23 protein-coding genes and 1 pseudogene are annotated in these 25503 nt (G+C 39.7%); 6 read left to right on the top strand and 18 right to left on the bottom strand.

All coding sequences use genetic code 11. The features are described from left to right. Positions 1 to 53 precede the first annotated feature (53 nt). From H5182_RS19545 to pyrC, 8 genes are all read right to left on the bottom strand, one after another. Positions 54 to 1313, bottom strand: coding sequence for a hypothetical protein (locus H5182_RS19545; RefSeq protein ID WP_182735409.1), 1260 nt, complete (start codon positions 1311 to 1313; stop codon positions 54 to 56). Between the two features lie 11 nt (positions 1314 to 1324). Then, positions 1325 to 1942: an energy transducer TonB gene (locus H5182_RS19540; RefSeq protein ID WP_145241566.1), complete on the bottom strand. Its 618-nt coding sequence runs from the start codon at positions 1940 to 1942 to the stop codon at positions 1325 to 1327. Then, the gene (locus tag H5182_RS19535; protein ID WP_054205753.1) at positions 1942 to 2346 is read right to left on the bottom strand and encodes a biopolymer transporter ExbD; all 405 of its coding nucleotides are present in this window, start codon (positions 2344 to 2346) and stop codon (positions 1942 to 1944) included. Before H5182_RS19535 ends, H5182_RS19540 begins: the two co-directional genes overlap by 1 nt. Before the next feature lie 14 nt (positions 2347 to 2360). After that, positions 2361 to 2885: a MotA/TolQ/ExbB proton channel family protein gene (locus H5182_RS19530; RefSeq protein ID WP_145241564.1), complete on the bottom strand. Its 525-nt coding sequence runs from the start codon at positions 2883 to 2885 to the stop codon at positions 2361 to 2363. Continuing rightward, complete coding sequence (locus tag H5182_RS19525; protein WP_145241562.1) at positions 2885 to 4249, bottom strand: MotA/TolQ/ExbB proton channel family protein; 1365 nt, start codon at positions 4247 to 4249, stop codon at positions 2885 to 2887. Before H5182_RS19525 ends, H5182_RS19530 begins: the two co-directional genes overlap by 1 nt. 6 nt (positions 4250 to 4255) lie before the next feature. Then, the gene (locus H5182_RS19520) at positions 4256 to 5026 is read right to left on the bottom strand and encodes a DUF3450 domain-containing protein (RefSeq protein ID WP_145241560.1); all 771 of its coding nucleotides are present in this window, start codon (positions 5024 to 5026) and stop codon (positions 4256 to 4258) included. A 1061-nt stretch (positions 5027 to 6087) separates the two neighbouring features. Next, positions 6088 to 6297 carry a cold-shock protein gene (locus tag H5182_RS19515; protein WP_145241558.1) on the bottom strand — a complete coding sequence of 70 codons (210 nt, stop codon included), beginning with the start codon at positions 6295 to 6297 and terminating at the stop codon, positions 6088 to 6090. Between the two features lie 322 nt (positions 6298 to 6619). After that, the gene (gene pyrC, locus H5182_RS19510) at positions 6620 to 7672 is read right to left on the bottom strand and encodes a dihydroorotase (RefSeq protein WP_182760475.1); all 1053 of its coding nucleotides are present in this window, start codon (positions 7670 to 7672) and stop codon (positions 6620 to 6622) included. A gap of 249 nt (positions 7673 to 7921) precedes the next feature. Here pyrC and H5182_RS19505 point away from each other — a divergent pair, with 249 nt between their 5' ends. Next, positions 7922 to 10291, top strand: a complete 2370-nt coding sequence (locus tag H5182_RS19505; RefSeq protein WP_182760474.1) for an EAL domain-containing protein — start codon at positions 7922 to 7924, stop codon at positions 10289 to 10291. A 59-nt stretch (positions 10292 to 10350) separates the two neighbouring features. On the opposite strand, the gene H5182_RS19500 is transcribed toward H5182_RS19505, so the two are convergent. Next, on the bottom strand, positions 10351 to 11769 hold the full coding sequence (locus tag H5182_RS19500; RefSeq protein ID WP_182731893.1) for a YjiH family protein: 1419 nt from the start codon (positions 11767 to 11769) through the stop codon (positions 10351 to 10353). Between the two features lie 67 nt (positions 11770 to 11836). Beyond that, positions 11837 to 12898, bottom strand: a complete 1062-nt coding sequence (bamC, locus tag H5182_RS19495) for an outer membrane protein assembly factor BamC (protein ID WP_145241551.1) — start codon at positions 12896 to 12898, stop codon at positions 11837 to 11839. Positions 12899 to 13250: 352 nt separating this feature from the next. Here bamC and H5182_RS19490 point away from each other — a divergent pair, with 352 nt between their 5' ends. Together H5182_RS19490 and bcp are read left to right on the top strand one after the other, a co-directional pair. Continuing rightward, on the top strand, positions 13251 to 13784 hold the full coding sequence (locus H5182_RS19490) for a glycine cleavage system protein R (protein ID WP_145241549.1): 534 nt from the start codon (positions 13251 to 13253) through the stop codon (positions 13782 to 13784). A 10-nt stretch (positions 13785 to 13794) separates the two neighbouring features. Then, positions 13795 to 14271, top strand: coding sequence for a thioredoxin-dependent thiol peroxidase (gene bcp, locus H5182_RS19485; RefSeq protein WP_145241547.1), 477 nt, complete (start codon positions 13795 to 13797; stop codon positions 14269 to 14271). A gap of 133 nt (positions 14272 to 14404) precedes the next feature. Here the strand turns inward: bcp and H5182_RS19480 are convergent, their stop codons facing one another. The 3 genes from H5182_RS19480 to H5182_RS19470 form a co-directional block, all read right to left on the bottom strand. Beyond that, positions 14405 to 14791 (bottom strand): nuclear transport factor 2 family protein, encoded by a 387-nt coding sequence (locus tag H5182_RS19480; protein WP_149982971.1) that lies wholly within the window; start codon positions 14789 to 14791, stop codon positions 14405 to 14407. Between the two features lie 208 nt (positions 14792 to 14999). After that, positions 15000 to 15881 carry an MBL fold metallo-hydrolase gene (locus tag H5182_RS19475; RefSeq protein WP_182731891.1) on the bottom strand — a complete coding sequence of 294 codons (882 nt, stop codon included), beginning with the start codon at positions 15879 to 15881 and terminating at the stop codon, positions 15000 to 15002. 67 nt (positions 15882 to 15948) lie between these two features. Then, the gene (locus H5182_RS19470) at positions 15949 to 16596 is read right to left on the bottom strand and encodes a DsbA family protein (protein ID WP_182731890.1); all 648 of its coding nucleotides are present in this window, start codon (positions 16594 to 16596) and stop codon (positions 15949 to 15951) included. A 117-nt stretch (positions 16597 to 16713) separates the two neighbouring features. Here H5182_RS19470 and H5182_RS19465 point away from each other — a divergent pair, with 117 nt between their 5' ends. Then, entirely contained in the window at positions 16714 to 17607 is an 894-nt protein-coding gene (locus tag H5182_RS19465; protein ID WP_145241538.1) for a LysR family transcriptional regulator, read from the top strand. A 38-nt stretch (positions 17608 to 17645) separates the two neighbouring features. Here H5182_RS19465 and H5182_RS22420 read toward each other — a convergent pair. Next, positions 17646 to 18048 (bottom strand): annotated as a pseudogene (locus H5182_RS22420) (transposase); the annotation flags it as partial. 2 nt (positions 18049 to 18050) lie between these two features. Between H5182_RS22420 and H5182_RS19460 the strand changes: the two are divergent. After that, on the top strand, positions 18051 to 18830 hold the full coding sequence (locus tag H5182_RS19460) for a hypothetical protein (protein ID WP_220497109.1): 780 nt from the start codon (positions 18051 to 18053) through the stop codon (positions 18828 to 18830). Positions 18831 to 19262: 432 nt separating this feature from the next. Next, positions 19263 to 19532 carry a transglutaminase family protein gene (locus H5182_RS19455; protein WP_145241534.1) on the top strand — a complete coding sequence of 90 codons (270 nt, stop codon included), beginning with the start codon at positions 19263 to 19265 and terminating at the stop codon, positions 19530 to 19532. A 34-nt stretch (positions 19533 to 19566) separates the two neighbouring features. Here H5182_RS19455 and H5182_RS19450 read toward each other — a convergent pair whose 3' ends face one another. From H5182_RS19450 to H5182_RS22415, 4 genes are all read right to left on the bottom strand, one after another. Next, on the bottom strand, positions 19567 to 22095 hold the full coding sequence (locus H5182_RS19450) for an excinuclease ABC subunit UvrA (protein ID WP_182760478.1): 2529 nt from the start codon (positions 22093 to 22095) through the stop codon (positions 19567 to 19569). Positions 22096 to 22810: 715 nt separating this feature from the next. Continuing rightward, positions 22811 to 23701, bottom strand: coding sequence for a hypothetical protein (locus H5182_RS19445; RefSeq protein WP_182760472.1), 891 nt, complete (start codon positions 23699 to 23701; stop codon positions 22811 to 22813). Between the two features lie 478 nt (positions 23702 to 24179). Next, the gene (locus H5182_RS19440; protein WP_145241529.1) at positions 24180 to 24701 is read right to left on the bottom strand and encodes a hypothetical protein; all 522 of its coding nucleotides are present in this window, start codon (positions 24699 to 24701) and stop codon (positions 24180 to 24182) included. Positions 24702 to 25099: 398 nt separating this feature from the next. After that, positions 25100 to 25276 (bottom strand): hypothetical protein, encoded by a 177-nt coding sequence (locus H5182_RS22415; protein WP_259398333.1) that lies wholly within the window; start codon positions 25274 to 25276, stop codon positions 25100 to 25102. Positions 25277 to 25503 lie beyond the last annotated feature (227 nt).

Genomic DNA, 25503 nt, shown 5'->3' with positions numbered 1-25503 from the left:
CAATAAAAAAAGCCCCATAGGGGCTTTTTATAAATTGCTATAGCGAATTAAAGTTAAATCTTAACACCGTTGCGAGCGGCTTTATCTTTAATAAATACAGACCAACCTTTCGCAAACTTACGCGTGCGAGGGTCATCCATTGCTTTAGTAATTGCAGCATAAGCTTGCTTATACTTTTCTTGATAGTAATAAGCTTCCGCTAAATCTGAATAAATAGTTCCTTTCTTATCAGAACCAAATTCAAGCGCCTTGTTCAGACGAACAACGGCAGCACTATAATTTTGCGATTGTAAAAGTAATGAACCTGCTTTGCGATAAAGCTCAGCATCGTCATCAAATTTTGCCGCTTCTTCATAGTACTTAGCTGCTTTTGCAATATCTTTTGAGCGATGGTAGTTACTTGCCACTGCACTGATATTTTGTTTATTACGCTTCACAATCTTATCATCGATAGACTTCTCTAAAACCTTAGCGGCTTTATAAGGGATCTCATTCAATGAATAGAAGTTAGACAAAACTTTATAATCAACTTCAGTTTCAAAATAACCGTTTTTGTAAGCTACTTCCATCGTCGCAAGACCAGTTTTGTAGTCTTCCGTCTGAAGGTAGTATTTACCTAAACTTACCCATGCTTTTTTATCATCTGGCCAGATACGAACAATTTCTTCACCAATTTTAACCATATTTTTATAGTCTTTAAGTTCAAAATAAGAACCTAATTTTAATTGGTAAGGGCCTTTGTTAGGCTCTTTTTGAAGTTTAATTGCTTTATCTGCAGGTGCAAAAACATCTTTGAACTTTTGTAACTGGTAATTAGCTTGGGCTATACGAGTATAAACCGTTGCATCTTCTTCACCAGTAAAGTCCATCCATGCAACATAAGCATTTTTGGCTTTTTCATACTGCTCAGTACCAGCATACATATCGCCTAATGTTTTTAAACTTTGTTCTTGATCTGCAAAGTTCAAAACATCAGGGGCAACAGCTAATTGTAAGTAACTAATCGCAGTCTTGTACTGCTCTTTCTGTGCATACATGCTACCTAAATAGCGATTAACTGTTGCTTTATCGAAATCATCTGATGCATCAATTTCTTTAAGTAAAGCAATTGCTTCGTCTAGCTTTTCTTCGTTATATAAGTCAAACGCTTTTATAACTTTTTTACCAGTGCGCTCACCCATGATTCTAGTTTTTGCTTTCTTCCGCGCTTCAATTTTCGCGGGATCTGGCGCTGCTAGAACCGGTGCAGTAAATACTGCACCCGAGAAAGACATAAGTACCGCAAGTGCTGTTACTTTAGATAAATTTCTCATTACTTGCCTCCTTAATTGCCTTGGTTAATTTTAAAGTCTAGCTGAACTTGTAAGCCAACTTGCTTTTGTGGCTTACCGTCAATAATTTTAGGACGGTATTTCCACTTGCTCAAGGCGCGTTTAGCTTCTCTATCGAAAATACGTTTAGGGTCTGCGTCGATTACTTCAACATCAGTAACCCCACCCAATTCATCGATTGAGAATGAAAGTTGTACCCAACCTTCTTTGCCATCACGTGCTGCTTGTGTTGGATATTTTGGTTCAATACGAACGATTGGTGTCGCATCACCGTCTCGTCCGAATGCCCCTGGACCACTTAGACCACCTGCCGAACTTCCCACATTAATGCTTGGCATGTTAAATGACATAGCACCTGGATTTGGGTTGTTGTTTTCCGGCTGTGGCGGCTGCGGTTTAGGCGGCTGCTTTGGCGGTGGAGGCGGCGGAGGCGGTACTCGCTTCCGTTCCTGCACCTTAGATTCAGGCGGATTCGTCATAATTTCGACTATGATCTGCTCTTTTTGTTCCGTATTACGGTCAGCCCCACCAGAGATGAGGAAGGCCATGAAGTAGAACAAGCCGAAAGTAACTGCCCCACCTGCAATCAGTGAAAACAGAAAACGAATCATTACTGATCTCCAGCTATTGAAATTCTCAGGTTGTCGCCCGTCGCTTTGATCTGGTCCATAACTTTAACCACTACGCCGTGTTTTGCATCTTTGTCAGCTTGCAAAATTACAACTTCAGTAGGTTGTTCTGCTAATAAACTTTCAATTTTTGCTGAAACACGTTCAACATCAACTTGCTGTTTATCAATCCAGATTTCGCCGTTGTCACGAATTGCAATAAAAATGTTAGCATTTTTTTGCTTCGTAGCTTGGGCCGCTTTTGGTTTATTGACCTCGATACCAGCCTCTTTAACGAACGATGTAGTTACGATAAAGAAAATAAGCATGATAAATACGATGTCAAGCATCGGTGTCATATCTACCGTTGCATCTTCTTCTTCACGAAAACGTTGTTTACGTGCCATATTTAATTCTCTCTCTAGTGATGAGGCATACTATCAACAAGCTTGGCTTTCACCATTCTCGCTCTTGCCTCAAGGCGTGAGCTAAAGAATACTCCAGATAATGCCGCAACCATTCCAGCCATTGTTGGGATTGTTGCCATTGAAATACCTGATGCCATTAAACGTGCATTACCTGTACCTTGGCTTGCCATGGTTTCAAAAACCGCGATCATGCCTGTTACTGTACCAAGTAAGCCAATTAAAGGACAAACAGCTACTAATGTTTTAATCAACAACATACGCTGATCTAATTTTTCAGACGCTTCAGAAATCCATGCTTCACGGATTCTGTGTGCGTACCAAGACGTAGTGTCTTGGCGGGCATCCCACTTTGCTACAATTTCCGACGATAAACGAGGAAATTCTGCAAGTAAGAACCAATAGCGCTCAATCATTAAAACCCACATAAGAAAGAGTGCTATCGCGACCACGTATAAAACCTGGCCGCCTGTGCCAACAAAATCCCTGATAGATTCCCAGATCTCCATCAGGACTAGCATTAGGCTTTCTCCTTCTCCGCGTGAGTAGCAATAATACCTGCGCTTTGCTCATCAAGGATGTGTAATACCGACTTACTACGACCCGCAACAACAGCGTGAAGAAGAATAAGTGGTAGTGCAGCAATTAGACCTAGCGCAGTAGTTACAAGTGCTAGAGAGATGTTACCTGCCATGATCTTCGGATCACCTGTACCGAACAATGTGATTGTTTGGAACGTTAAGATCATACCGATTACCGTACCTAGTAGACCAAGTAACGGGGCGATTGCAGCAAGGATTTTAATGATATTGATACCAGCTTCAATGCGTGGCGTTTCACGAAGAATCGCTTCATCAAGTTTAAGCTCAAGGTTTTCAACATCTTGCGATTTATTGTCATGATACACTTTAAGAATACGACCCAGTGGGTTATTTGTATTCGGTGTAGACACGTTTTTAAGCTGGCTATTAATCTTACTACGAGTAAGTGTAAGGTCAATAAAGCGTACTAGTGTGATTAAGATACCTAAACCTAATAACGCAGTAATGATGTAACCAACTACGCCACCTTGGTGGAAGTATTCATCAAGTGTCGCTTTTTGTGTATTGATACGTAAGATAGCACCACGAGTCGGATCCACGTATACACCAGCATAGTTATCAGAAGACGTATTTTCTAAGTCTTTAATACCAGCAAGGATGTAACCATCAGGCTGTTTACCTAAAGGCTGAATTGATTTAGTTTCAGGCGAATAGATTAAGTAGCCATCGTCTGTTACTAAGTTGAAGTTACCGATACGTGTTACTTTCTTAACTGTCGCGTTACCGTCAAGACCTGCAACTTCAGTTTCGAATGTTGAAACTTTAGCTGACTCAGTCATTTCAGTTTGTAGTGAAATCCAAAGCTCTTCAAGTTCACGAACTGTTGGTAGTTCTTTAGCAGCAGCTAATGAACGTAAGATTTCAGCACGGCCAGGTTTTTCAGCAGAAACAAGTGATGCTTCGATTGAACCAATTGCATCTTGCGCAGCACGACGTACAACACCAAACATTTCACCCAACGTACCTTGTGCGCTTTGAAGAGCAGCCTCTTTCTCAGCTAAAGTATTTTCGTTTTGTGCATATTCTTTAGTTAAACGATCGCCACGAGCTTTTTCAGCAGCTAATTGGCTTTTTGCTTTATTAAGTAACGCTTGCTTATCAGCACGATCTGATAAGAATTCTTGCTCACGTTGCTTATTGATTTTGCCTTCAGATATACGCTCTTGCTTTACTTGCTCAAGAATTTTATCTAAAGCAGTGGTATTTGCATGTGCATTAAGCGCGGTACCTGCAGAAACAGATAGTACTGCTGCAACAGCAAAACCTTTAAATAGTTTCTTCATTATTGATTACTCCGCGCCAAAGATTGGTAGTTTAACAAGTTCTAATGTCGCTTGCTTACGCGCCATACGAATAACTTCTTTAACAGGTTTTAGGTATTCATCACCTAATTCTTTCCACTGTTTAGTATTGTTATCCCATACCCATGCGTGCTTTAAGTCAAACGATTGAGCAACGTAAGTGATACGACCAAGTTGGCCGAAATCAACGTTAATGCTCTTGCCATCAACTTCTAAAGTACCTTGTGAAGCAGCTACTAAAGAGCTATATGCAGCTTCGATAGTGTACGCTTCTAACACTTGACGGAACTTCTCTGAAGTAGTAACAGAAGAAGAAACCATTGTTTCACGTAATCTTTCAACACGCGCCAAACGATTGTCACTGTTAAACGGAACGTCCGCTTTGATGAATTGCTCGAGCGTATCGATCATGCGATACATCAAAGGCACAACGTTTTGTTTTGTGTTGTCGATCGTAGCGATTTGACGGTCAAACGATTCAATTGACGCGTTTTGGTCAGCGACCAAACGGGCAACGTGATCGTTGTATACTTTTAATAGCTCAGATTCATCAACAACGCTACGGTACTCAGCTAATAGCTCTTGAGTTTGACCATATACATTGTCAATTTTAGTTTGAGACTTAACCGCAGCCGTTTGAATTTGTAGACCTGCTTTTTGCACGTCATTCAAAGGATCTGCAATCACATTGCTGCTTGCGAATGCAAAAGCGCCAACCAACGCAGTTGCTACAAGACTCTTTCTGATTTTAACAGACATAGTTCCCAACCAATTAAGTAATGTTACTTTTATAATTTAATTACCTCCCGAAGGAGACAACCCTGATATCTTTTAATAGATATCAACCCTCCAATAATGCTAAATGCAATGCACGCTGTCAACTTGATGTTTGGAATTAACCATAAATAAATTAATTCAATCATTGCAAACTAAAACACAAAAAACAAAGGATTAACATAAATGTAACAGAGGTGGATTTTCATATAGGATGAAAGCCGCTTACTAACAACAGTTTTACCTCCCTTAATGAAAGAGAAAACATTAATGTAACATTTTATGTGTAATCAAGCAGGGTTAAAAAAAGTTCATAATAATTTCGAATAAGCGTAATCATTCAGTAAAAAAGCCTTTTTATGCAGCAATAACCTAGGTGTTTCGTACAAAAAACAAGCACCCGACCTTTAAAAGAAAACGTAGCCGCAATTTTACAAACAGAAGTTATATTTGTTTTTTATCTACAAGACTTAAAGGCGCACTGTAAATGTTACCAATATATTCGAAATAATAACGCTATATACCCAATTTCTTTTATACCGATTACTAACCGTGCCAAACTTGTCTATGAACAATCAGAGGTAAAATAGCATTATCTAATTAAATACTAATTTATACCAATCGTGTTAAGTTACTGACCATTTATAGCGACATATAAATACAGTGATAACAAGGCGTAACTTTTGACATGTAGTTGTTCTACTTGAAAAAATTATAACGCAGTTAGCGCTTTATTTAGCTCGCTAGAATGGTTAAATATTTAAGTCGATTGGTATTAATTAAAAACATCATCGTTATTGGTGTTGAGTAGCTGACTAACTGTATACAGTTGGTATAAAAAGTTTATTGAGGGACGCAAAGATGTACACCGCTTGTATTGAGCAGCATTTGGTCTAGTGAAATAGCATTCAGAATTTAGTGTATATTTATTGAATTTAAAAAGTAGCGGTAGAAAGTTTATTTTAAAAAAGAATTTGATGAGGGGGAAATTATGGTGAAACAGAGTCCTGTTTCACCAAGTTGAACCTAGGTTCACATAATAAAAATTATGCTAGTTCTACGTTCTCAGCTTCAGGGCCTTTTTGGCCTTGCTTGATGCCGAAAGACACTTGTTGGCCTTCGCTTAGAGTGCGAAAACCTGAGCCTGTAATAGCGCTGAAATGTACGAATACGTCAGGACCATTTTCTTGTTCAATAAAACCGAAACCTTTAGCTTCGTTGAAGAACTTAACTTTACCAGTAACCGTGTTTGACATACCAAATTTTCCTGTAAGTCAATAATTAAAATTCAGCCAGATTGGCTATATCCTCCCTGAGTGAATGCCCAATAAATCGCTGGGATAAAGTACAGGAAGAAGTAATAACCATTAACCGGAAACCTTACACGCCGCACATTAACCAAAAAATTCAATACGCAAAAACTCAAAGCAAGTTAAGGTTAACACAATATAATTGTTTTAGCTCTATTAATTCAGAATTATTTTAATGCTTTTAACATCAACTCAATAAAACTGTTCAAGTGATTAATTTTAATACAAAAAGCACACCTTTCTCAGCTGTGCTTTACTTACTCTATGGTTATTTGATCAGCCAATCAATTGTACTTTCGGCTTTAATTGGCACCACGTGATCATTTCCTAATGGGTAACTTGCTGGCACTGTCCATGGTTGCTTTATAAGGGTAACAGTATCTGCATTACGTGCTAAACCATAAAAGTCTGGACCAAAATGACTTGCAAAGCCTTCAAGCTTATCAAGCGCTCCGGCCTCCTCAAATGCTTCAGCGTATAACTCAAGTGCAGCATGAGCGGTGTATGCACCGGCACATCCACATGCGGCTTCTTTTTTATCTTTATAATGCGGCGCCGAATCTGTACCTAAGAAAAACTTAGCACTGCCACTGATCGCAGCACTAATAAGTGCTTGTTGGTGTGTATTACGCTTTAATATTGGTAAACAGTAGTAATGTGGGCGGATCCCTCCCGCTAACATATGATTACGGTTATACAATAAATGATGTGCAGTAATGGTTGCAGCCACATTATCAGAGGCATTATTTACAAAATCAACGGCATCTTTAGTGGTGATGTGTTCAAGCACAATTTTTAAATCTGGGAAGTCTTGTACAACATCAACTAAAATAGTTTCTAAGAATACTTTTTCACGATCAAATATATCAATCGATGAATCTGTCACTTCACCATGGATCAGCAATAACATACCGACTTCTTGCATGGCTTTTAATGCTGGGTAAATCTTTTTAATTGATGTTACACCAGAATCAGAATTTGTTGTCGCACCTGCTGGATACACTTTAGCAGCAACAATTTTACCAGTTGCATGTGCTTTTTTAATCTCATCCGCGCTCGTATTATCTGTTAGATAAAGCACCATTAATGGCTCAAAATTTCCTTGTGGCCCGGCCGCCATAATACGGTCGCGATACGCTAAAGCAGTTTCAGTACAGGTTGCCGGAGGAACTAAGTTTGGCATAATAATAGCGCGTCCCATATAGCGGCTAATATCACGCACTGTATCTTTTAGTTGATCCCCATCACGTAAATGAACATGCCAGTCATCTGGACGAGTGATAGTTAACGTTGACTGAGTGTCGAAGGCTTGCTTTGTCATTACTTGTTTCCTCGGCTGAATTTAGTTGATCATATGCATATGCCCTATCTGAGTAAAGATTTTATTGCGGTTTTTCCTGATGCTTTTTATCAACAGATAGAATGAAAACACTGGTTCATCAATCGTTTGGCGTGCGTTTACCTTTACAAACATACCTCGTTAATTTTATTTATTCTTTGTCTAAACGTTAACATTCCGTTAATCTATAAGTATATCAATGACACAAAACGGTATATTCACGCGTGGCATATGCAGAATAAAGTAGACTTATCTTCAGCGCTTGATGCAAAAACCGAGCAACTGAGTATTATTAATCAGTTTTCTTCAAGCTTATTACAGTTAGATAAACTCGATGAATTATTCGACTACGTGACCACTGAAGTAGTTAAGCGGTTAGGCTTTGTCGATTGTGTTATTTATATTGCCGATGAAAGTGCTACAACCTTACATGAAGTCGCATCAATGGGAGTGTCACCTGCAGATAGTAACTATGCCGTAGAACGAAAAACTATCGCATTTAATCAAGGCATTACTGGTTATGTTGCTTCTACAGGTCGCGCTGTTATCATTGGTGATGTCAGTACTGATAGCCGTTATATCGCAGATGTACGCCCTGCAATGTCTGAACTATGTGTACCATTAGTTTATAAGCAGCAGGTTTTAGGAGTTATAGACTGCGAGCACCCGGTGCGTAACTATTTTAGTGATGCCCATCTTGAAATTTTAACCACCGTTGCGCATTTACTCAGTGCCAAAATAAATCAGGTCAATACTGTTGAGAACTTGCAACAAACGGTGAGTAAATTAAATGCTGCACAAAAGCTAGAAGGAACGCTCTTACAAATAGCAAATTTAACCTATCAAGCCAATGACTTAGATACTTTTTTAGAAGCATTGCATGGCATTATGACCAACTTGCTACGCGCTGATAACTTTTTGGTAGGGCTATACAACAAAAATATCGATATCCTCGATATTGTTTACATTGTCGAGGAAGGAGTACGTTCAAATGCTCATAAAAAAATATCAAAAGAGCAACTAAAACATACCGCATCCTATTACCTTTTAAATTCCGAACAGCCATTACTATTAAATAAAAAAGAATATCAACAACATATAAATGATGGCCATTTTAAAATGGTAGGCCGCCAGTCAGAATCTTGGCTTGGTGTTCCATTTAAAGTAAGCGAACATATAAGTGGTGTGATCGTAGTACAAAGTTACGATAAAACTCACCATTATAATGATCATGACCTCGCTCTACTGACGTATGTCAGCCGCCAAATTAGTATGGCTATCGACAGACAACTATCTCGCCAAGCACTTGAACATCGCGCTTTGCATGATGAATTAACTGGGCTTGCTAATCGCTCTTTACTGATTGACCGCATTAAGCACGGCATCTTACGGCTAACTCGAACACCCAAAGGGCGATATCATGCGTTGCTGTATCTAGATTTCGACCGCTTCAAAAGCATCAATGATTCTTTAGGGCATGAAGTGGGCGATCACTTTTTAATCGCCATTTGTAAGTTAATTAAAGGCACAATTCGAAATACCGATACATTCGCACGACTCGGTGGTGACGAGTTTGCTATTTTTATGGAAAACATCACTCATAAAAACCAAGTTAATGATGCATTAAAGCGGATTAAAAAAGTACTCGCTAAACCACTTAATATTGATGGCCATTTACTGCAAGCTTCTACTAGTATTGGCGTTGCATTTTGCGAAAACGAAAATGATAAAGCCTATCAGTTATTACAGCATGCAGATGCTGCAATGTACGAAGCTAAATCAACAGGCCGTGGCCAAGTCAGATTTTTTAATAACACCATGCGTAAAAAGCTTAAAAGTCACGCAGATATAGAAAATGATCTACAACATGGCATTGAGCATCATGAATTTGAGTTATATTATCAGCCGATCTTTGCTATACAGCAATGTAACGTTGTAGGTTTTGAAGCACTCGTTCGTTGGCACCACCCACGCAAAGGCTTTGTTTCACCTAATGATTTTATTTCAATAGCAGAAAACACTGGGCAAATAATTAATCTCGACCTGCATTTATTAGATCTGGCAGGAAAACAAATAGCTGCTTGGCAACAACAAGGTAAACGTTTCTTGCGTGTGACGGTGAATGTTTCCTCACGACACTTTGCAAGTGTAGACTTTATCTCGCAAATTCATGCTATTTATAATAAATATGAGCTAGCATTAGGCTCCTTATGTTTAGAGATCACCGAATCAGGTTTGATCGAAAACTTAGAATTAGCAACCAAGATAATTGAAGGGTTAGCGCCATTAAAAGTAAAGTTATGTTTAGATGATTTTGGCACCGGATACTCTTCTTTGGGTTACTTACACCAACTGCCAATTCATGTGCTAAAAATTGATAAGAGCTTTATTGACCGTCTTAAAGACACCGCCACGCCATTAGTTGATGCCATTTTGTCATTGGCATCATCACTTAAGTTAGATGTTGTAGCCGAAGGAATTGAAACGCAAGAGCAACTCGCCATATTGCAAAAAACTCAATGTGATTTTGGCCAAGGCTTCTTAAAAGCCAAACCCCTGCCCGCCGCTCAAGCAATTTTATTGATTGATAAACCACTTTAAAACAACCATAAAAAAGCCCTGATTAATCAGGGCTTCTTGCAAATAAAAAACAGGCAGAATCAGCCAACCAACCAATGTGCCATCAGAGCAATAACGGGTAACGTGATCAAGGTTCTGAGAATAAATATTACAAACAATTCAAATATATTTACCGGGATTTTACTACCCAATAAAAGCGCGCCCACTTCTGACATGTAAATTAACTGGGTTACACTCATTGCCGCAATAATAAAGCGAGTAACATCACTTTCAATCGTGCCAGCAGCTAAGATTGATGGAATAAACATATCCGCAAAGCCAACCATGATCGTTTGCGCGGCAGCTTCTGCTTCTGGTATTTGTAATAACTCTAAAAATGGGATGAACGGTTTACCTAAATAAGCAAATATCGGCGTATATTCAGCAATAATTAATGCGAATGTGCCCACAGCCATCACTACAGGTAATACTGCAAACACCATATCCAATGCGTTGTGAATGCCTTCTTTCATTGTACCTGCAAAGCCCGGTGAGTTTTTAGCTTTGTGCAGCGCGACATGTAGGGCATGTTTAAACACATTTTTGCCATGCGGCACGCGCTCTTTGTGCTGATCAGGCTGACTACCATCAATATATATATCTTTCTTAAAGCTCAATGGCGGTATGCGTGGCACGATCAGCGCAGCAACAACTCCCGCTAAACAAACCGTTAAATAAAATGGGGCAAATAATTTTTCTAGTCCTACTTGGCCTAATACCACCAAACAAAACGTAATTGATACCGCAGAGAATGTAGTACCGATAATCGCAGCTTCACGCTGAGTGTAATGCTTTTCTTCATATTGGCGCGCGGTCATTAAAATACCCACACTGCCATCGCCTAACCAAGAGGTTGCACAATCAACAGCACTTCGTCCTGGCACGCCAAATAACGGGCGCATTACTCTAGTTAATAACGTGCCTACTAGCTCCAGCAAACCAAAATTTAACAATAAAGGCAGTAATAAGCCCGCTAAAATAAACACCGAAAATAGCACTGGTAATAAATCTTTTAGCACTAAGCCACCGGTACTTCCTGATGTAATACCATCGAAAAGCGGAATTAAAAACTCTGGTAATGTCGATTTAAAATCCGGATTATTAATGCTTAAAACCGTTAAGATAATAAACGCCATACCAAATAAACGGATCACTAGCCAAAGCCAATGCACATCAAAAAGATGCTTTAAAATAGTAGATTTCATTAATACCGCAGGCTTAAAAACCTTGAATATCAATGATAAAACACCTGTAGTACAAATAATTAATGTAATCAACGTATCGGCATACGATGTAATATGAGCTTGCACCGCTTTTGCCATAACAGCGATAGGAATAGTCATTGCCCCGTCCATTGGCACTGGAGTCATGAATAAGAGAACCCCAATCAGAGACGGAACTAAAAAATTAAACCATATCTTAAAGTCAAACTGCGGGTGAGAGGAAGTTAGATTAGACATTGTTTTCAACCTGTAAAAACCACAAAAAGAGCAAAAGCTCTTTTTGTGGTGTTATTATTATTTATTATTAAATTTTAATACCGCGTTGACGCAAAGCACTTTCTAACGCTTGTTGTAAGTCATTCATCGTACCAGGCTCTAACGTTGTGCCTTCATCGTCCATCCACGTTAAGCTAGTACCACCTTCTTTGGTGCGACTGACTAAAATTTGATATTGGCCATTTTCAATCGGTAATTCAGCAAGCTCTTCACCCCAAATTGAATCCCAAACACTTGATTCAGGTTTGTTGTAATCAGCTGTGATCAAACCACGATCTTGGTCAATTTCAACAATCGTAAACGACAAGCGCTCAAGGAACCCTGAGAAACGATCAAATATTAATGAGTAATCCTGTTCCGTTACCAGCGCCGCATTACCTTTATTGTCAAAGCCCATTTCCAACGAAATAATGCCTTGTTGTTTGCGAATTTCAACTTCAAGTTGACGATAACGATAATCAAATTCAGCCACAACTTGATTTAGTGCACGCACTTCTAGTTGCTGTTGCAAAATTGGCGTCAATGGCACATCTTTACTATTGTATTCCGCTAGCTTAGCGCTTAACGAAGCAGTACGCTGATGTGACTTCTCTTCAATAGTAAAAATAAAACGTTGCTCAGATACAGCGGTATCGCTATTCCACAACCAACCTTCCTCGGGTTTGATAATCGCATACCAGTCAGTTTCAATCGAACCTAATGACTTATCTTGTTTGATTGCCTTTGTTTGATGCTCAGTTAACACAGCGTGTACTGAATCCCAAATAAACTCATCTAAATTTGCAATACCATCGTTTTTATCAAAATAAACGCGTGCTTGTTTATCACCTTCTTCAACCCAACTGCCTTTTGCCACAGTTAATACTTGTGCTGGGGGACGATAGTTTGTTGAATCCGGATCATTATTATATTCTGCCACATCCATTTTATAAATGGGGTCTAAAGCTGGCTGAGCCAATTGTCCTGGCACTTGTACCGGCTCACTGGCACGGTAATTACGTTTTTGATGCGCTTCGTCAGTGAACACACCACATCCTGACAAGCTAACCAATACGCTTACAGCAAGCGCTTTTGGGATCCAATACTGCACAGATAATTCTCCTTAGCATACCCTTAATTGTTTTAACAAATATATGAGTGGGTTATGCCGATTTGGTTCAGTGTAAAGCCAATATTAACTTTACGTATCTTGTTTTTATGCAAACCCCGTTACTTTAGGGCACGGCTAAACGTAAATGTAAGCCAGTCTATATGCAAAATTTTAACTATGGTACTTTCCCATGCCACTAAAAACAAGAAACACCGTGCTTTAATAACAGCTTAATTATCTCGGCCTGTAGTTTAGCGATTGTTTTGTGTTAAACTTCGCCGCCGTGTGGTGGTAATTGCCGGCTCAGCTTACTCTGATTGTTATTAATAATATAACCTAGGTACTTGAATTCATGACTGCTTTTTCAAATCATCAGATCGTTTTAACTGCTATTGGCGATGATCGCCCTGGTATTGTCAGTGAATTAACCCAATTAGTCAGTGACTGTCACTGTAATATTATTGATAGTCGCATTGCCATCTTAGGCAATGAATTTACATTTATTATGCTGTTATCAGGTGATATGTCGGCAATCAGCCGCATTGAACACACCCTGCCCCTCAAAGGCATGGAGCTGGGCTTACTCACTATGATGAAGCGGACAGCCAGTCATACTCAAAGTGAATTTTGTGCCGGCTACACCCTCGAATATACAGGTATCGACACACCAGGCACGTTAAGTAAAGTTACCCGCTTTTTTGCCGACAACCACATTAGTATTTGTTCTTTAAAGTCAGATACCTATGACGAAGAAAAAGATACAAAAATGCGCTGTGAACTGGAGTTTAACATTCCTGTTGAGGTTGACATTGATACGTTTAAAGTCCAATTTGAAGATCTGTCGCGTACTCTAAACGTAGATTACATATTTCGACGCATTCGCTAAGGAGCAAAGCATGAACACAATTAATCCATTACAAGCCGGTGACAAAGCACCCGCTTTTAGCCTACAAAATCAAGATGACGAAACAATCGTCCTTGCAGAGCTATTAAAAGAGCAGCAAGTATTAGTGTACTTTTATCCAAAAGCATCAACACCTGGTTGCACCGTGCAAGCTGAAAACTTACGTGATGAAAAAGCCGTGTTAGCACAGCTAAATACCCGCGTGGTTGGTATCAGCCCTGATCCGGTAAAAAAATTAAAGAACTTTGAAACCAAAAAAGAATTAAACTTTGACCTACTTTCAGACGAAGATCACGCGATTGCAGAAGCATTCGGCGTATGGGGCTACAAAAAGTTTATGGGTAAAGAGTACGACGGTATTCACCGTTTAAGCTTCTTGATCGGCCAAGACGGAACAATAAAGCACTTTTTCGATAAATTTAAAACCAAAGACCATCATCAAGTGGTGCTGGATTATTTGACTAAATAATCGGTGCTAGGTGCTAGGTGCTACAGAGTTGAACTTAAGCGTTGCCTATTGGCAACGCTTTTTTTATGCACGAGAGTACGAAATAAAAGCGCACCTACAACATACTTGTAGTTGTTATTAAAAAACTACTTTTTTACATGACATCGCTAACGGTTTTACTATCAACAAATTGTTCAAAACTGATGATCTTACCCTCTTTGAGTATCCATAAATGGGCGACTCTGGCCTTAAAAAATTTGCCTGTGGCTTTATTGGTTCCGCTATAGCTACCATAAGCAAACACCTTGTCGCCAGCAGCAACATAGTCTTCTACCGCAAAATTATAACCATTCCATTCACTGCCTAACCGTACAAATACATTTTTTTCAATTTCATCAAAGCCTTGGTAGGTTCCGGCATATGGAAAACCAGCGGCTTCCGTCCATTGTGTTTCGTTTGTTATATAACGCTTGAGGTTTTTACCGTTTTCTTCTGAGGTCTTACCTTCATAAGTACTTTTTACAATATCAAGATTGGTCATCGATTTAGTCTCCAGATTAAAACTATTGTAATGTTCTAATGACGATATTTTGGCAGTGGTACTGCATGCTTGAAGCATAGCCAAAGCCATTACTATCGTGATTACTCGCGGAATTCCCCCCATGAAATGAAGCCTGTACAAAGAGTTGAACAGACCTTTCAAACTGCAAGCAGCTTGAAAAGCCCTAAATAAATTTAAGCTGTAGTAATTAGCCCCAAGGCATCTCGCCCATAATAACTTTGGCACTTAACGCCAATACGCTATCGCCGCCAATATTTGGATAGCTTGCTTTCATTTTACTCATCAATTCACTTGAATTAGCTGAAGACTTGGCTGCAGCTTCAAAGTCTTGAATGTATTTGCGAGTAAAGTGCACCGCTTCAATAGTCAATGGCTTATCACCTAACATATGACCAGAGATCACAGTTTTAGGATGCAGCTGCTTAATAACATCAAGGGTTTTATACCAACTTTGACGTGATTCAGGTGTTTGCGTATCTGCTAAAAAAACATGCATGTTGTTAAATACCACAACACCACCCAACATAGTTTTAGTCGAAGGGATCCATACAAAAGTATGTTTTGGATCATGACCGTCAAGACCAACAATATTCACTTTTTCACCATCAACCAATAAGGTGTCGCCTTGCAATACTTCTGGCAAAACTAGTTTTTGCGGTGCGTTTTCTTTAAGAATTGGCCCCCAATAAGCCTTTTTAGGCGCCATTGACGCTTTAATATAATCTCGGGTTTTAGCAGTTGATAATACCTTAGCATCAGGATAGGCCTCGGTGATCACGTCTAAGCCAAAATAATAGTCAGGATCACCATGACTAATGTAAATAGTGGTTAATTTTTTACCTGATTTTTTAATCAACTCAACCACTGATTGTGCGTCATTACGCTGAAATTGCGCATCAACTAAAACCGCTTCGGTTGGACCGCTGATCAACACCGAACTAACTGGGAACGTGCTTTTTTGTTGTGGATTAAACACACTGGTTTCAAGTGTTGCACTAACCGCATTGGCAGATACTGCCATCATTGTAGCAAGCGTGCTTGCCTGAATTAATTTAGATAAAAATGTCATAGTAGCCTCTAAAATGTCGCTCATTTAGCGAGTAAATTGGGTGTTTTTAAACGTGTAAAATTATTGGTTAATCAATCGTATTAATTAATTGTTTTACATAAGCTAACCACTGCTGTGGCTGACCGTAATAACGCGAGTGGTCTAATTTAGTAAATGCGCCATCGCTGTGCTCAAACGCAAGTGTTGGAAACCCACTACCGCCAACTAAATTCAACATCTGCCGCGCTTTAATTATTTGCTGCTGCGTTTTTTCGCCACTAAAAAGGTCAAACGCATTTAAAAAAGCCCTAGAGCTAGCACCAAGTTGAGTGGCTATGTTAGCTAAATTAGCTATATCAGACTGAGAACGGCCAAGTACAAATTGATCAACTTGCATTCTATGCAGCATGGCAACAGTATTAAGACCTAAAGATCCACCAGCTAATAGCGCCGTGATCGGCGTATCTGAATCTAAAATTCGCTGCTTATCATCTAATAACGTTTCATAATAAGTTGGACTAAATACTTGCCCCGTTAAACTCGTGATCCTGTTATCCATGGCGATTATTTGCTGATGAAAATCAGCTGATAACTGACGTTTATTAGCCCCTGAAAATAAGCCGCCGCCATACAGCTTAATATCTATTGTTGTTAATTGAGTGAGTTCATCAATCAGCGGTGCGACGGCATAACACCAACCACACTGCGGATCCATAATGAAATGCAAGGTCTTCATTTTATTTTCCTGTCAGCAGTATTAAATTTATGAAACAAGTATAAATTGCAAATATGTTGCAATAAACATCACAACAGGCAATAGTTAATTGCATATATCGAACATATAGGAAATAAAATGGACAGGATCACCGCAGCTCAAGTCTTTGTTAGAATTGTCGAGCAAGGTAGTATGGTCAGCGCAGCGCATTCGTTAGATATGTCGCGCTCGATGGTAACTAGGTACTTAAGCGAAATGGAAAGTTGGGCGAATAGTCAGTTATTACATCGCTCTACGCGTAAACTCACGCTCACCGCCGCAGGTGAAAAAGCTTTTGTAAATTGTCTGTCGTTATTAGATTTAGCCAAACAAGTGTCTATCCCTTTAGAGCAAGATCATGTCGCACAACCTGAAGGGTCGATCCGTATTTCTTGCTCTCAATTTGTCGCCGCTAATTTATTGCCAGCAGTAATTGATCAGTTTTTAGATGAGTATCCCAAAGTACATATAGATATTCATATCAGTAACCAAGTAACTAATTTAGTTGAAGATAGAATCGATCTAGCAATACGTATTACCAACGACTTAGACCCCAATATCATTGCACGCCCGCTGGGTCGTTGCCGCTCAGTGTTATGCGCCACCGAAGATTACCTAAATCGTTTTGGTTACCCTGTTTACCCTGATGATTTGGCCAAACATAATTGCTTAATTTATTCTAATTTTGGAAAAAGTTTGTGGCATTTCAGCAAAGAAGAACTCGCGGTTGTTACTTCAGTCGCCGGCAACTTCAGTGCGAATGAATCAATGCTCTTACTTCAATCAGCACTCAAAGGACGCGGTATCTCTTTGCAACCTAAACATGCCGTACAACAGTTGATCAATGATAAAAAGCTGGTTCATGTGCTCCCCAACTATGAGCCAGCGTCCTTAGGTATTTACGCCATATACCGTTCTCGCAAACATCAATCTATCGCGATTAGAAAGTTACTCGAGCGCCTAATTGCGCATTTTGAAAAAACAGACACTTAAAAATATAAATAACTTAAAATTAATAAGCGCATAAATCAGCTAATGCTACTTAAACGCTCGTGGTATTGCTCAATCGTTTGATTCAAAAAGGTGAGCTCTGTTTTACTCAATTTTACATCTTGCAAATACTTTTTCGTCAATAACGTAGCTTTACACAGCTTATGCCAGCGTAGAATTATAGCTTTGTCATTAAGTCTATTTGCTTTTTATCATCAACTTAAGTGCTAAATGCGTGTGATTACTCATCACTGCATACGCACACACATCAATGCAACTACCTTACTTAGCCAATTTGAGTAGTTTATCTTCTACCCAGCCTCTGCGGTGCTCGTAGGACTGACCTGTAAAACGGTCTTCACCGCATAAAACAGTACGGCGTACACACAGGGAAATACAATGACCAAATTTTAGGCTGAGTGTCTTGCTTATTGTCTTGCTTATTGTTGAGTAAACCAAGACTTAGTAATTCAACTCTAGCGAATACCACTGAAGCGATAACCTCATTTACGCCACTAACCTTTGGTACTTATACTGCTTCGGTTAGTGTAACGGACTATGCAGGTAATACGGTTGTAAAGCAGATTTTAATTGCTGTTTCTATGCATGATGTTAGCTGGCTTGGCACTGTTAGCGGTCGTTTGGTTGATTCTTTAAGGCGCGGCCTCGCTAATGTCGCTCTCTTTTCAAGTGAAGCAATAACAGACAGTTTATATTTCTCTACGGATGATAATGGCTATTATCAAACAGTAATAGGCGTAGGAGCAGAGAAGAAATTTAGCATTATGGGTTTTAGCTCTCCATTTATGTCTGCTAACGTTGTGAGAGAGCAGCAGGTAACTGCCAACCACTTTATTATTGACTTAGGAACAAAAACAGCATTTATTAAGCAGAATGTCCGTATTGGTATAACTGCTTGTGGAGGATATAGTGGCCCTACTGAGCTTGAGCTTAGATTTAACGCATTAGATTTCACGTTAGAAGGGGGAGAATTAGATCAGCGCGTCTATAGCTCTCAAACAATTACCATTGGCAAAACCATTGAGTTTTCACTATTCGCACCTTTTTTATATCGTGTTGATACAGATGATTATCCTGTTACTTGGATAAAAAACACCGAAAAAGGAGATTATGATAGTAAGGAAGAATGGCAATTAGATTTACGTGCTAACTCAAATGATGTTGTTGAGCACACATTTGAAGTCTGTGACCAGCTCACCCCATAATGATTAAAGCTTGCTTGATAAACCTTTATCGAATTTTCAGCTTAGTTCGATTCAATTTATCTTAATAAGAAAAGCTTTTGTACTAGTACAGAAGCTTTTTTGTATAGTAAGTGTGGGTTATCTTTTAGTTGTTATAGTCTCAGTCAACTCTTTTAGAAAACATAAAAATCAAACTAGACAGCCACTTTTATTGAGCAACCAAAACTGTGTTACCAAGCTTGCTCTTTTAGATTAAAAATCATCCCTTTTTATATCATCACTCACACAACGTTTTTAAATGAGTAGATATCACTGATTTTTAGTGAGACGTTCAAGCTCTATATCACCTAGATACACCAAGATTTTAGTATTGAATATCGCGAAGATAGCCCACCATTACCCGCTAATGAAACCTTTAAAATTAACAAAGGATCTTGTAGTGAATTGTCTTAGATGCAAATTAATCTGCTGCGCCATTTTGGCATTGCCGTGCGTTTTGTCAGCGGCTATTTCTATTTTGATATGGAAACCCCTTCGATGAACTGCACGCTTGGCAGAGGTTTTTTACCTGGTACAGGTTGGTTAGGTTTTAACCCCAACCATGGTATTTTGACTGATAATACCCACTTTGCTGTCGCGTCCAGCGCCCCCCGAAAACACCATGCCTATTTATGGTGGTATACGGGGCAGCGCAACATCGCAATTAATCACCAACTTAAGTAAAGAAAAACGTCGATAACCTAAAGTCAGGCTAATGCTAAGGCGACAAAAAGGGTGCTGTTTGGCTGGCCTTTGACTTAGCGACATTGGCCGGTGGTCCTTGAGCAACAATATTCCCACCTTCATCGCCCGCACCAGGACCAATATCAATGACCCAGTCACTACGGCTCGCGACCTGCATATCGTGTTCAACCATGATTACGGTGTTACCTGCGTCTACCAGACCATTTAATTGCAACATCAACATAGCAACATCTGCGGGATGAAGGCCATTAGTGGGTTCATCGAGAATATACAAGGTGTCACCGCGTTGCGCCCGTTGCAACTCAGTAGCTAATTTTATCCGTTGCGCTTCACCGCCCGATAATTCGGTAGCAGGCTGACCAAGCCTTAAGTAGCCGAGCCCCACTTGCAACAAGGCATCCAAAGCGCGCGCTATTAAAGGCTCATCCATAAAAAATTCACGGGCAGTTTCAACGGTTAAATTAAGCACTTCAGCGATATTTTTATCTCGATAAGTAATATCGAGCGTTTCGTCATTGTAACGCTGCCCTTGGCATACCTGACAAGGCGAATAAACACTAGGCAAAAACAACAATTCGACACTCACAAATCCTACACCTTCACAATTCGAACAACGCCCCTTAGCTACATTAAACGAAAAACGCCCTGCGTTGTAGCGCCTCGCTTTTGCTTTGGGTGTGGCGGCGAATAGCTTACGTACATGATCAAACAAACCGGTGTAAGTGGCAAGGTTTGAGCGTGGTGTGCGGCCAATAGCTTTCTGATCCACGGTCACTAAACGTCGGATGTGCTGTATGCCATCAACAATTTTACCGCTGGTGGCGATTTCTAATTCTTCCTCAAGTAAATCAGTCTCATCATTGGGTGCCTCGACGGTATTTTGCTGACCAAGGGCATCAGACACAAGCTCCACCAGCGCCTGACTGACTAAACTCGATTTTCCTGAACCCGATACACCGGTAACGCTAGTCATAAGCCCTAGCGGAAACTCAATGTCGATATTCTTCAGGTTGTTTCGCTTAACCTGAACTAATTTGAGCCAAGCATTCGGCTGTCTTGGCCTATGTGCTGCACTGTCATCTTTATTAAACACAAATCGACCAGTGTGAGACTCGGTTACCTCGCTTAAGCCCTCAAGCGGACCACTGTAAATAATTTCTCCGCCGTGGGTTCCAGCATTGGGACCTACATCAACAATCCAATCTGCATGGCGAATAACGCTAACATCATGCTCTACCACAAATACTGAATTACCCGCTGCGATTAATTCATCTAAGGCACCTAGCAATGCTTGAGTATCAGCGGGATGCAGACCGGCTGAGGGTTCGTCTAATACGTAAACGACACCAAACAGTTGAGAGCGGATCTGCGTTGCAAGGCGCAGGCGCTGTAGTTCGCCCGGAGATAACGAGGGCGTACCACGTTCTAGCGACAAATAGCCCAAACCAAGTCGAGTAAGCGCTTCAACACGAGTAAGAATATCGCTGGCAATACGCTGTGCGACGATGGCTTTTTCTCGATTAACGGTGTTATCCGCGGGTTTGTTATTAGCTGTATCCTTTAACCGCAACGCCAACTCAGTCAGCGTCAATTGCGACAATTCACCAATATCAAGTCCAGCAAATTTAACCAACAGTGACGCTTGTTTGAGTTTTTTACCCTGACATTCGGGGCATTGAGAAATCTGCATAAACTGCGACACCCGCTTTTTGGTGCGCGGGCTTTGCGTTGTAGCAAATGACTGCAAAATAAAACGTTTGGCGCTTGTATAGGTCCCCATGTAATTGGGCTTTTCCCCTTTATCAATTGCTTCTCGTATTTGGCTAATATTGTAGTCTCGATAAACCGGCACTTCAGGGGTTTCATCGGTAAACAAGATCCAATCCCGCGTTTTTTGCGGCAATTTTTTCCAGGGAGTATCAACTTCATAGCCCAATGCAATCAAAATACGCAATAAGTTTTGCCCTTGCCATGCTGGCGGCCATGCCGCGATAGCGCGTTCCCTAATGGTCTTGCTGTCATCTGGTACCAACGACTTCTCTGTCACTTCAAATACACGACCTATACCATGGCATCGCTCACAAGCGCCCTCTGGGGTATTTGGCGAGAAGGCGTCAGCGTAAAGTATATTTTGACCTGTTGGATATTGCCCTGCACGGGAATAAAGCATGCGCAAGCCATTAGAAATCGTGGTAACGCTACCGACAGAGGAGCGCACCGATGGAGTTCCTCGCTGCTGTTGCAGTGCTACTGCTGGCGGTAACCCTTCGATTGAATCAACATCTGGCTCCTCTACTTGATCAATCAAGCGACGGGCATAAGGCGAAACAGAATCTAGGTAACGACGCTGAGATTCCGCAAACAAAGTGCCAAAGGCCAATGACGACTTTCCTGAGCCAGAAATACCAGTAAAAACCACCAAGGCATTACGGGGCAAATCAACATCAATGTTTTTTAAGTTGTGAACCCGTGCACCTCTAACTTGGATACATTCATCAGGCTCGATATAACTAGGTTTGTTTTTTTGTCGAACGATTGTTATCTCCTTTTTTGTAGCGTGTTGGCATAAAAAAACCACCTTACGATTTTATAGATATGGAGGTTGATGATAAATTAGCAAGGCTAAAATTATTCAGCAAAATTGATTGGAATGAATTTATTTTGGCAGGATAAGTCAGGCTTGACTCCTTACCCAACGAAAGAGCCATAACATCTCAAACCATCTCTTTATACATGCCACGGCTTTAAAACCCCGCTGACTCGCCATAGCCTTACCAATACGGCTGTTTTGCATGGACTTCGATGGGGTTGCAAACCTCGTCAGTCAGATCTAATATTTATCGGAGCGATACCAGCACTTCAGAATCACGATAATCCCTATGCCTATAATTCTCTGTGTACGCTTCACCAATCTTGTTCGTGTGGTGCAGTCTTCACAGCTGAAAAGCCATTGCTAATCCCGCACTCCGCCAAATGCGCAAAACTCAATACAGGTGGTTGGTTAAACCTTACCCGACAGGGTCTTACACTCTGTAAGATGGATCAAGCCTAGCCTGACGCACCAATATCGACATTAACGAGCTTAAAATAGTTTGTTAGAATTTTGAGGAACGAAGAAAATAAACTGTTTTAAGTCCCAGTTTAATTATTTGTTAGCCTTCCGATTCAATGAATGAATCAAGTTCTTTTAGTAATAATAGCTCTACGGTCTTTTTCTCCATTTTAGCCAACTCTTCTATACTGTAATCTTTGCCTATTTATTTAACTAAAATATAGCCTAAGTAATAACCTCTGCGATATGGCAAATTTGTCTCATCCTTTCTGAGATTGAAGAATGAAGAATATATTTCAGGGTTTTTGGAGTAAAACTTTCTCTTAAGATCAGTAAGCGAATAAAGCAGTCTAGAGCGGACATTTTTAATCATACTGTCAGGTATGTTTAGCATCAATTCATCATTACTCGCGGACGAATTCAACTGGTGTGACACATACGTTGCTAAGCCCTCAGTCCAAAGCGAGCACCAGAGTTCATCATTACATTGAAAAAAGTTTTCATGATAGACATGAAATAACTCATGATGAAAAAATGGGGTGTCATTATTCCAGTTATAGTATTTAGCCATTAGATCTACACCAAACATTAAGTAAGACTTACCCTTCAAATCACGTGTTGCACCATTAAACCTACCGAGCGAATGAAGTATATATATTGGTGTTTCAGATTTAAAATCTGCAAAAATAGCAATAAATGACTCCATGCTGCCATTTAAATCCTTAGATAGCTGATTGCTTTTTAATAAGTATACTTTTTCTATCTCACTGAAACTTTCAATGGATTTAACAAAGTTCTTATTACTATAAAAGGGTTCAAACTGAGTGGTAAAATATTGTGAAAACCGCTCTGCTCTCTTTTCAGGGGATAACTTTTTGCTTGACTGATATACAGAGTAAAAATCATCAGCAAGATTAATTATTTCGTAGGCACCTGGTTGGTCGTGGGCAAGTGTTTTAAATGACAATATCCCAAATACAAGTATTGTTAGTAGATGAATTTTAGAAAAATTTCGCATAATTCTGATAAATAATCTCAGTAAGGTTAACGAGCCTGCAAAATTACTCGTTTTTATTTTTATTGATGCATAAACCATAGCCAAGTTCCTATTTTGATTCAATCGACAACTGACTTTCACATAAAATATAAAACAGGATTTGCTGTTGCTTTAATTGGCGTTTTTAAAAGTGTTTGAGTGGCTTATTTGAGGTGATAAGGGCTTACCTTTATTAATGCATCGTGTTTTACGCATGCTGATATTAGCCTTTAAAATAACCCTCATTTACTTCTCTTTCTCTGCTCTTTGTGCAAAAAACTTTTAATTGAATTATTCACAAATAGGTTAAGAGGCGCTGCGCTTTAAAGGAGTATAAGTAAATGCTGTGCTAATAACGTAAGGATTATTGCGCAGCGACCCTTATATGTATTTGCCATAAGCTACTTGCTTAACAGCCACATAGACAGACGAAGTAAACGAATTTGTTTATTGGTTTAGAATTGACCGTCACTGAATAAAAACGGTCAAATAAAATACTAGTGCCTATTGATAGAGTTAAGGCTCATATGTGTTATGTTTACTTTATAGACAGTGAAGTCATTATTCTCTTACCTATAGGTAACCACTCGTCAGCCTGTTCAGTGGTAGTATTAAATGCCGCTAATAAAAAACGCCCATCAACAGAAGTGCCGTACATAATGTTATGGATTTTGGTATCTATTGCGGGAGTGATTAATTCCATAACCATAAAGGTTTTACCATTTTGAACAATTACCTCATCTCTTAACCAAGTTGCTGACGGGTACATGCTATGAAACATTTTGGATATGGATTTGTGAGCATCTTTAACTTGTGATGGTTGCATTGCGTTGTTTGTGTGATTAAAGGCTAATGTTACACCTCCCGTTTTATCACTTAATACTTCACTAGGTCTTCTTGATGCCGGGTATTTTATTTCTAGGATATCAGAAGGCATTTTCCCAAAGTTTTGTGGGGCAAGAATTGACACTTTTCCACCAAGCGCTTCGATTTTTTTTAATTCTTCTGCCTGTGAATTACCAGTAATGATAAATAACATAAATACATATAATAATTTCATACTTCTCTCTTTGATATCAACATAGCCATCAAGCTACAAATGTAAACATAACGAGCCTGTAGAATAACTCGTTTTTAATTTATTTTTATTGATGCATTAACCATAGCTGAGTTCCTATTTTGATTCAATCGGTTACTTCTATTTTACGTAAAATATAAAAAGAGGATTTACTGTTGCTTTAATGGGCGTTTTGGAAGGTATGACAGGTGTTTAAGTGGCTTATTTGCAGAGGTAGCAGCTTACCTTTATTAATGTATCGTGTTTTGCAGCTTTTCTATATTATGAACTAAGCAATACAGTTGCCACTGGGCATTCACTTTCGTTTGTCGCGTAAGGTCAATTTATTCATACCTTTGTTAACTGTAATATTCCGCTGTTTATTTAAAGGAAAGCAGGCTCTATACAGCCAAGTCGTTTGCCATTCCGTCAATAAAAAGCTGCCGTCGCCCGATTGGGCTGTCTATTTTGACCTTCATTTTGTCGATATAGCTTAGCTTTTTACGCGATTCATTATTTTTAAACTGAACTTGCCGTCCTGTTTTTATAGGTGGCTTTCGCATACATTGCTGTTGCAGTGGGCATACCTTGCAATCTTTTAAGTAACCGCAGAATCGAGTGTATTTTTGGTTGTGGCTTCAGGCCAGCTTCGCTGTTAAAATTCATTCCCGATGAATTTTTCAGGGTCGGTAATATTACTTTTAATGGGCTTGCCTTTGCTGCCCGTTTTTTCCTCGTGGGTCGCTAAGAACTCCGTGATTTTATCTGCACTTTTATCCAGCTTTTCTTTTTGCTTTAAATCCTG

Source organism: Pseudoalteromonas sp. SG44-17, assembly GCF_014164235.1.
Classification (GTDB): Bacteria; Pseudomonadota; Gammaproteobacteria; order Enterobacterales; family Alteromonadaceae; genus Pseudoalteromonas; species Pseudoalteromonas rhizosphaerae.
The sequence above is the reverse complement of the archived record's forward strand: the minus strand, read 5'-3'. Positions and strand labels throughout refer to the sequence as shown.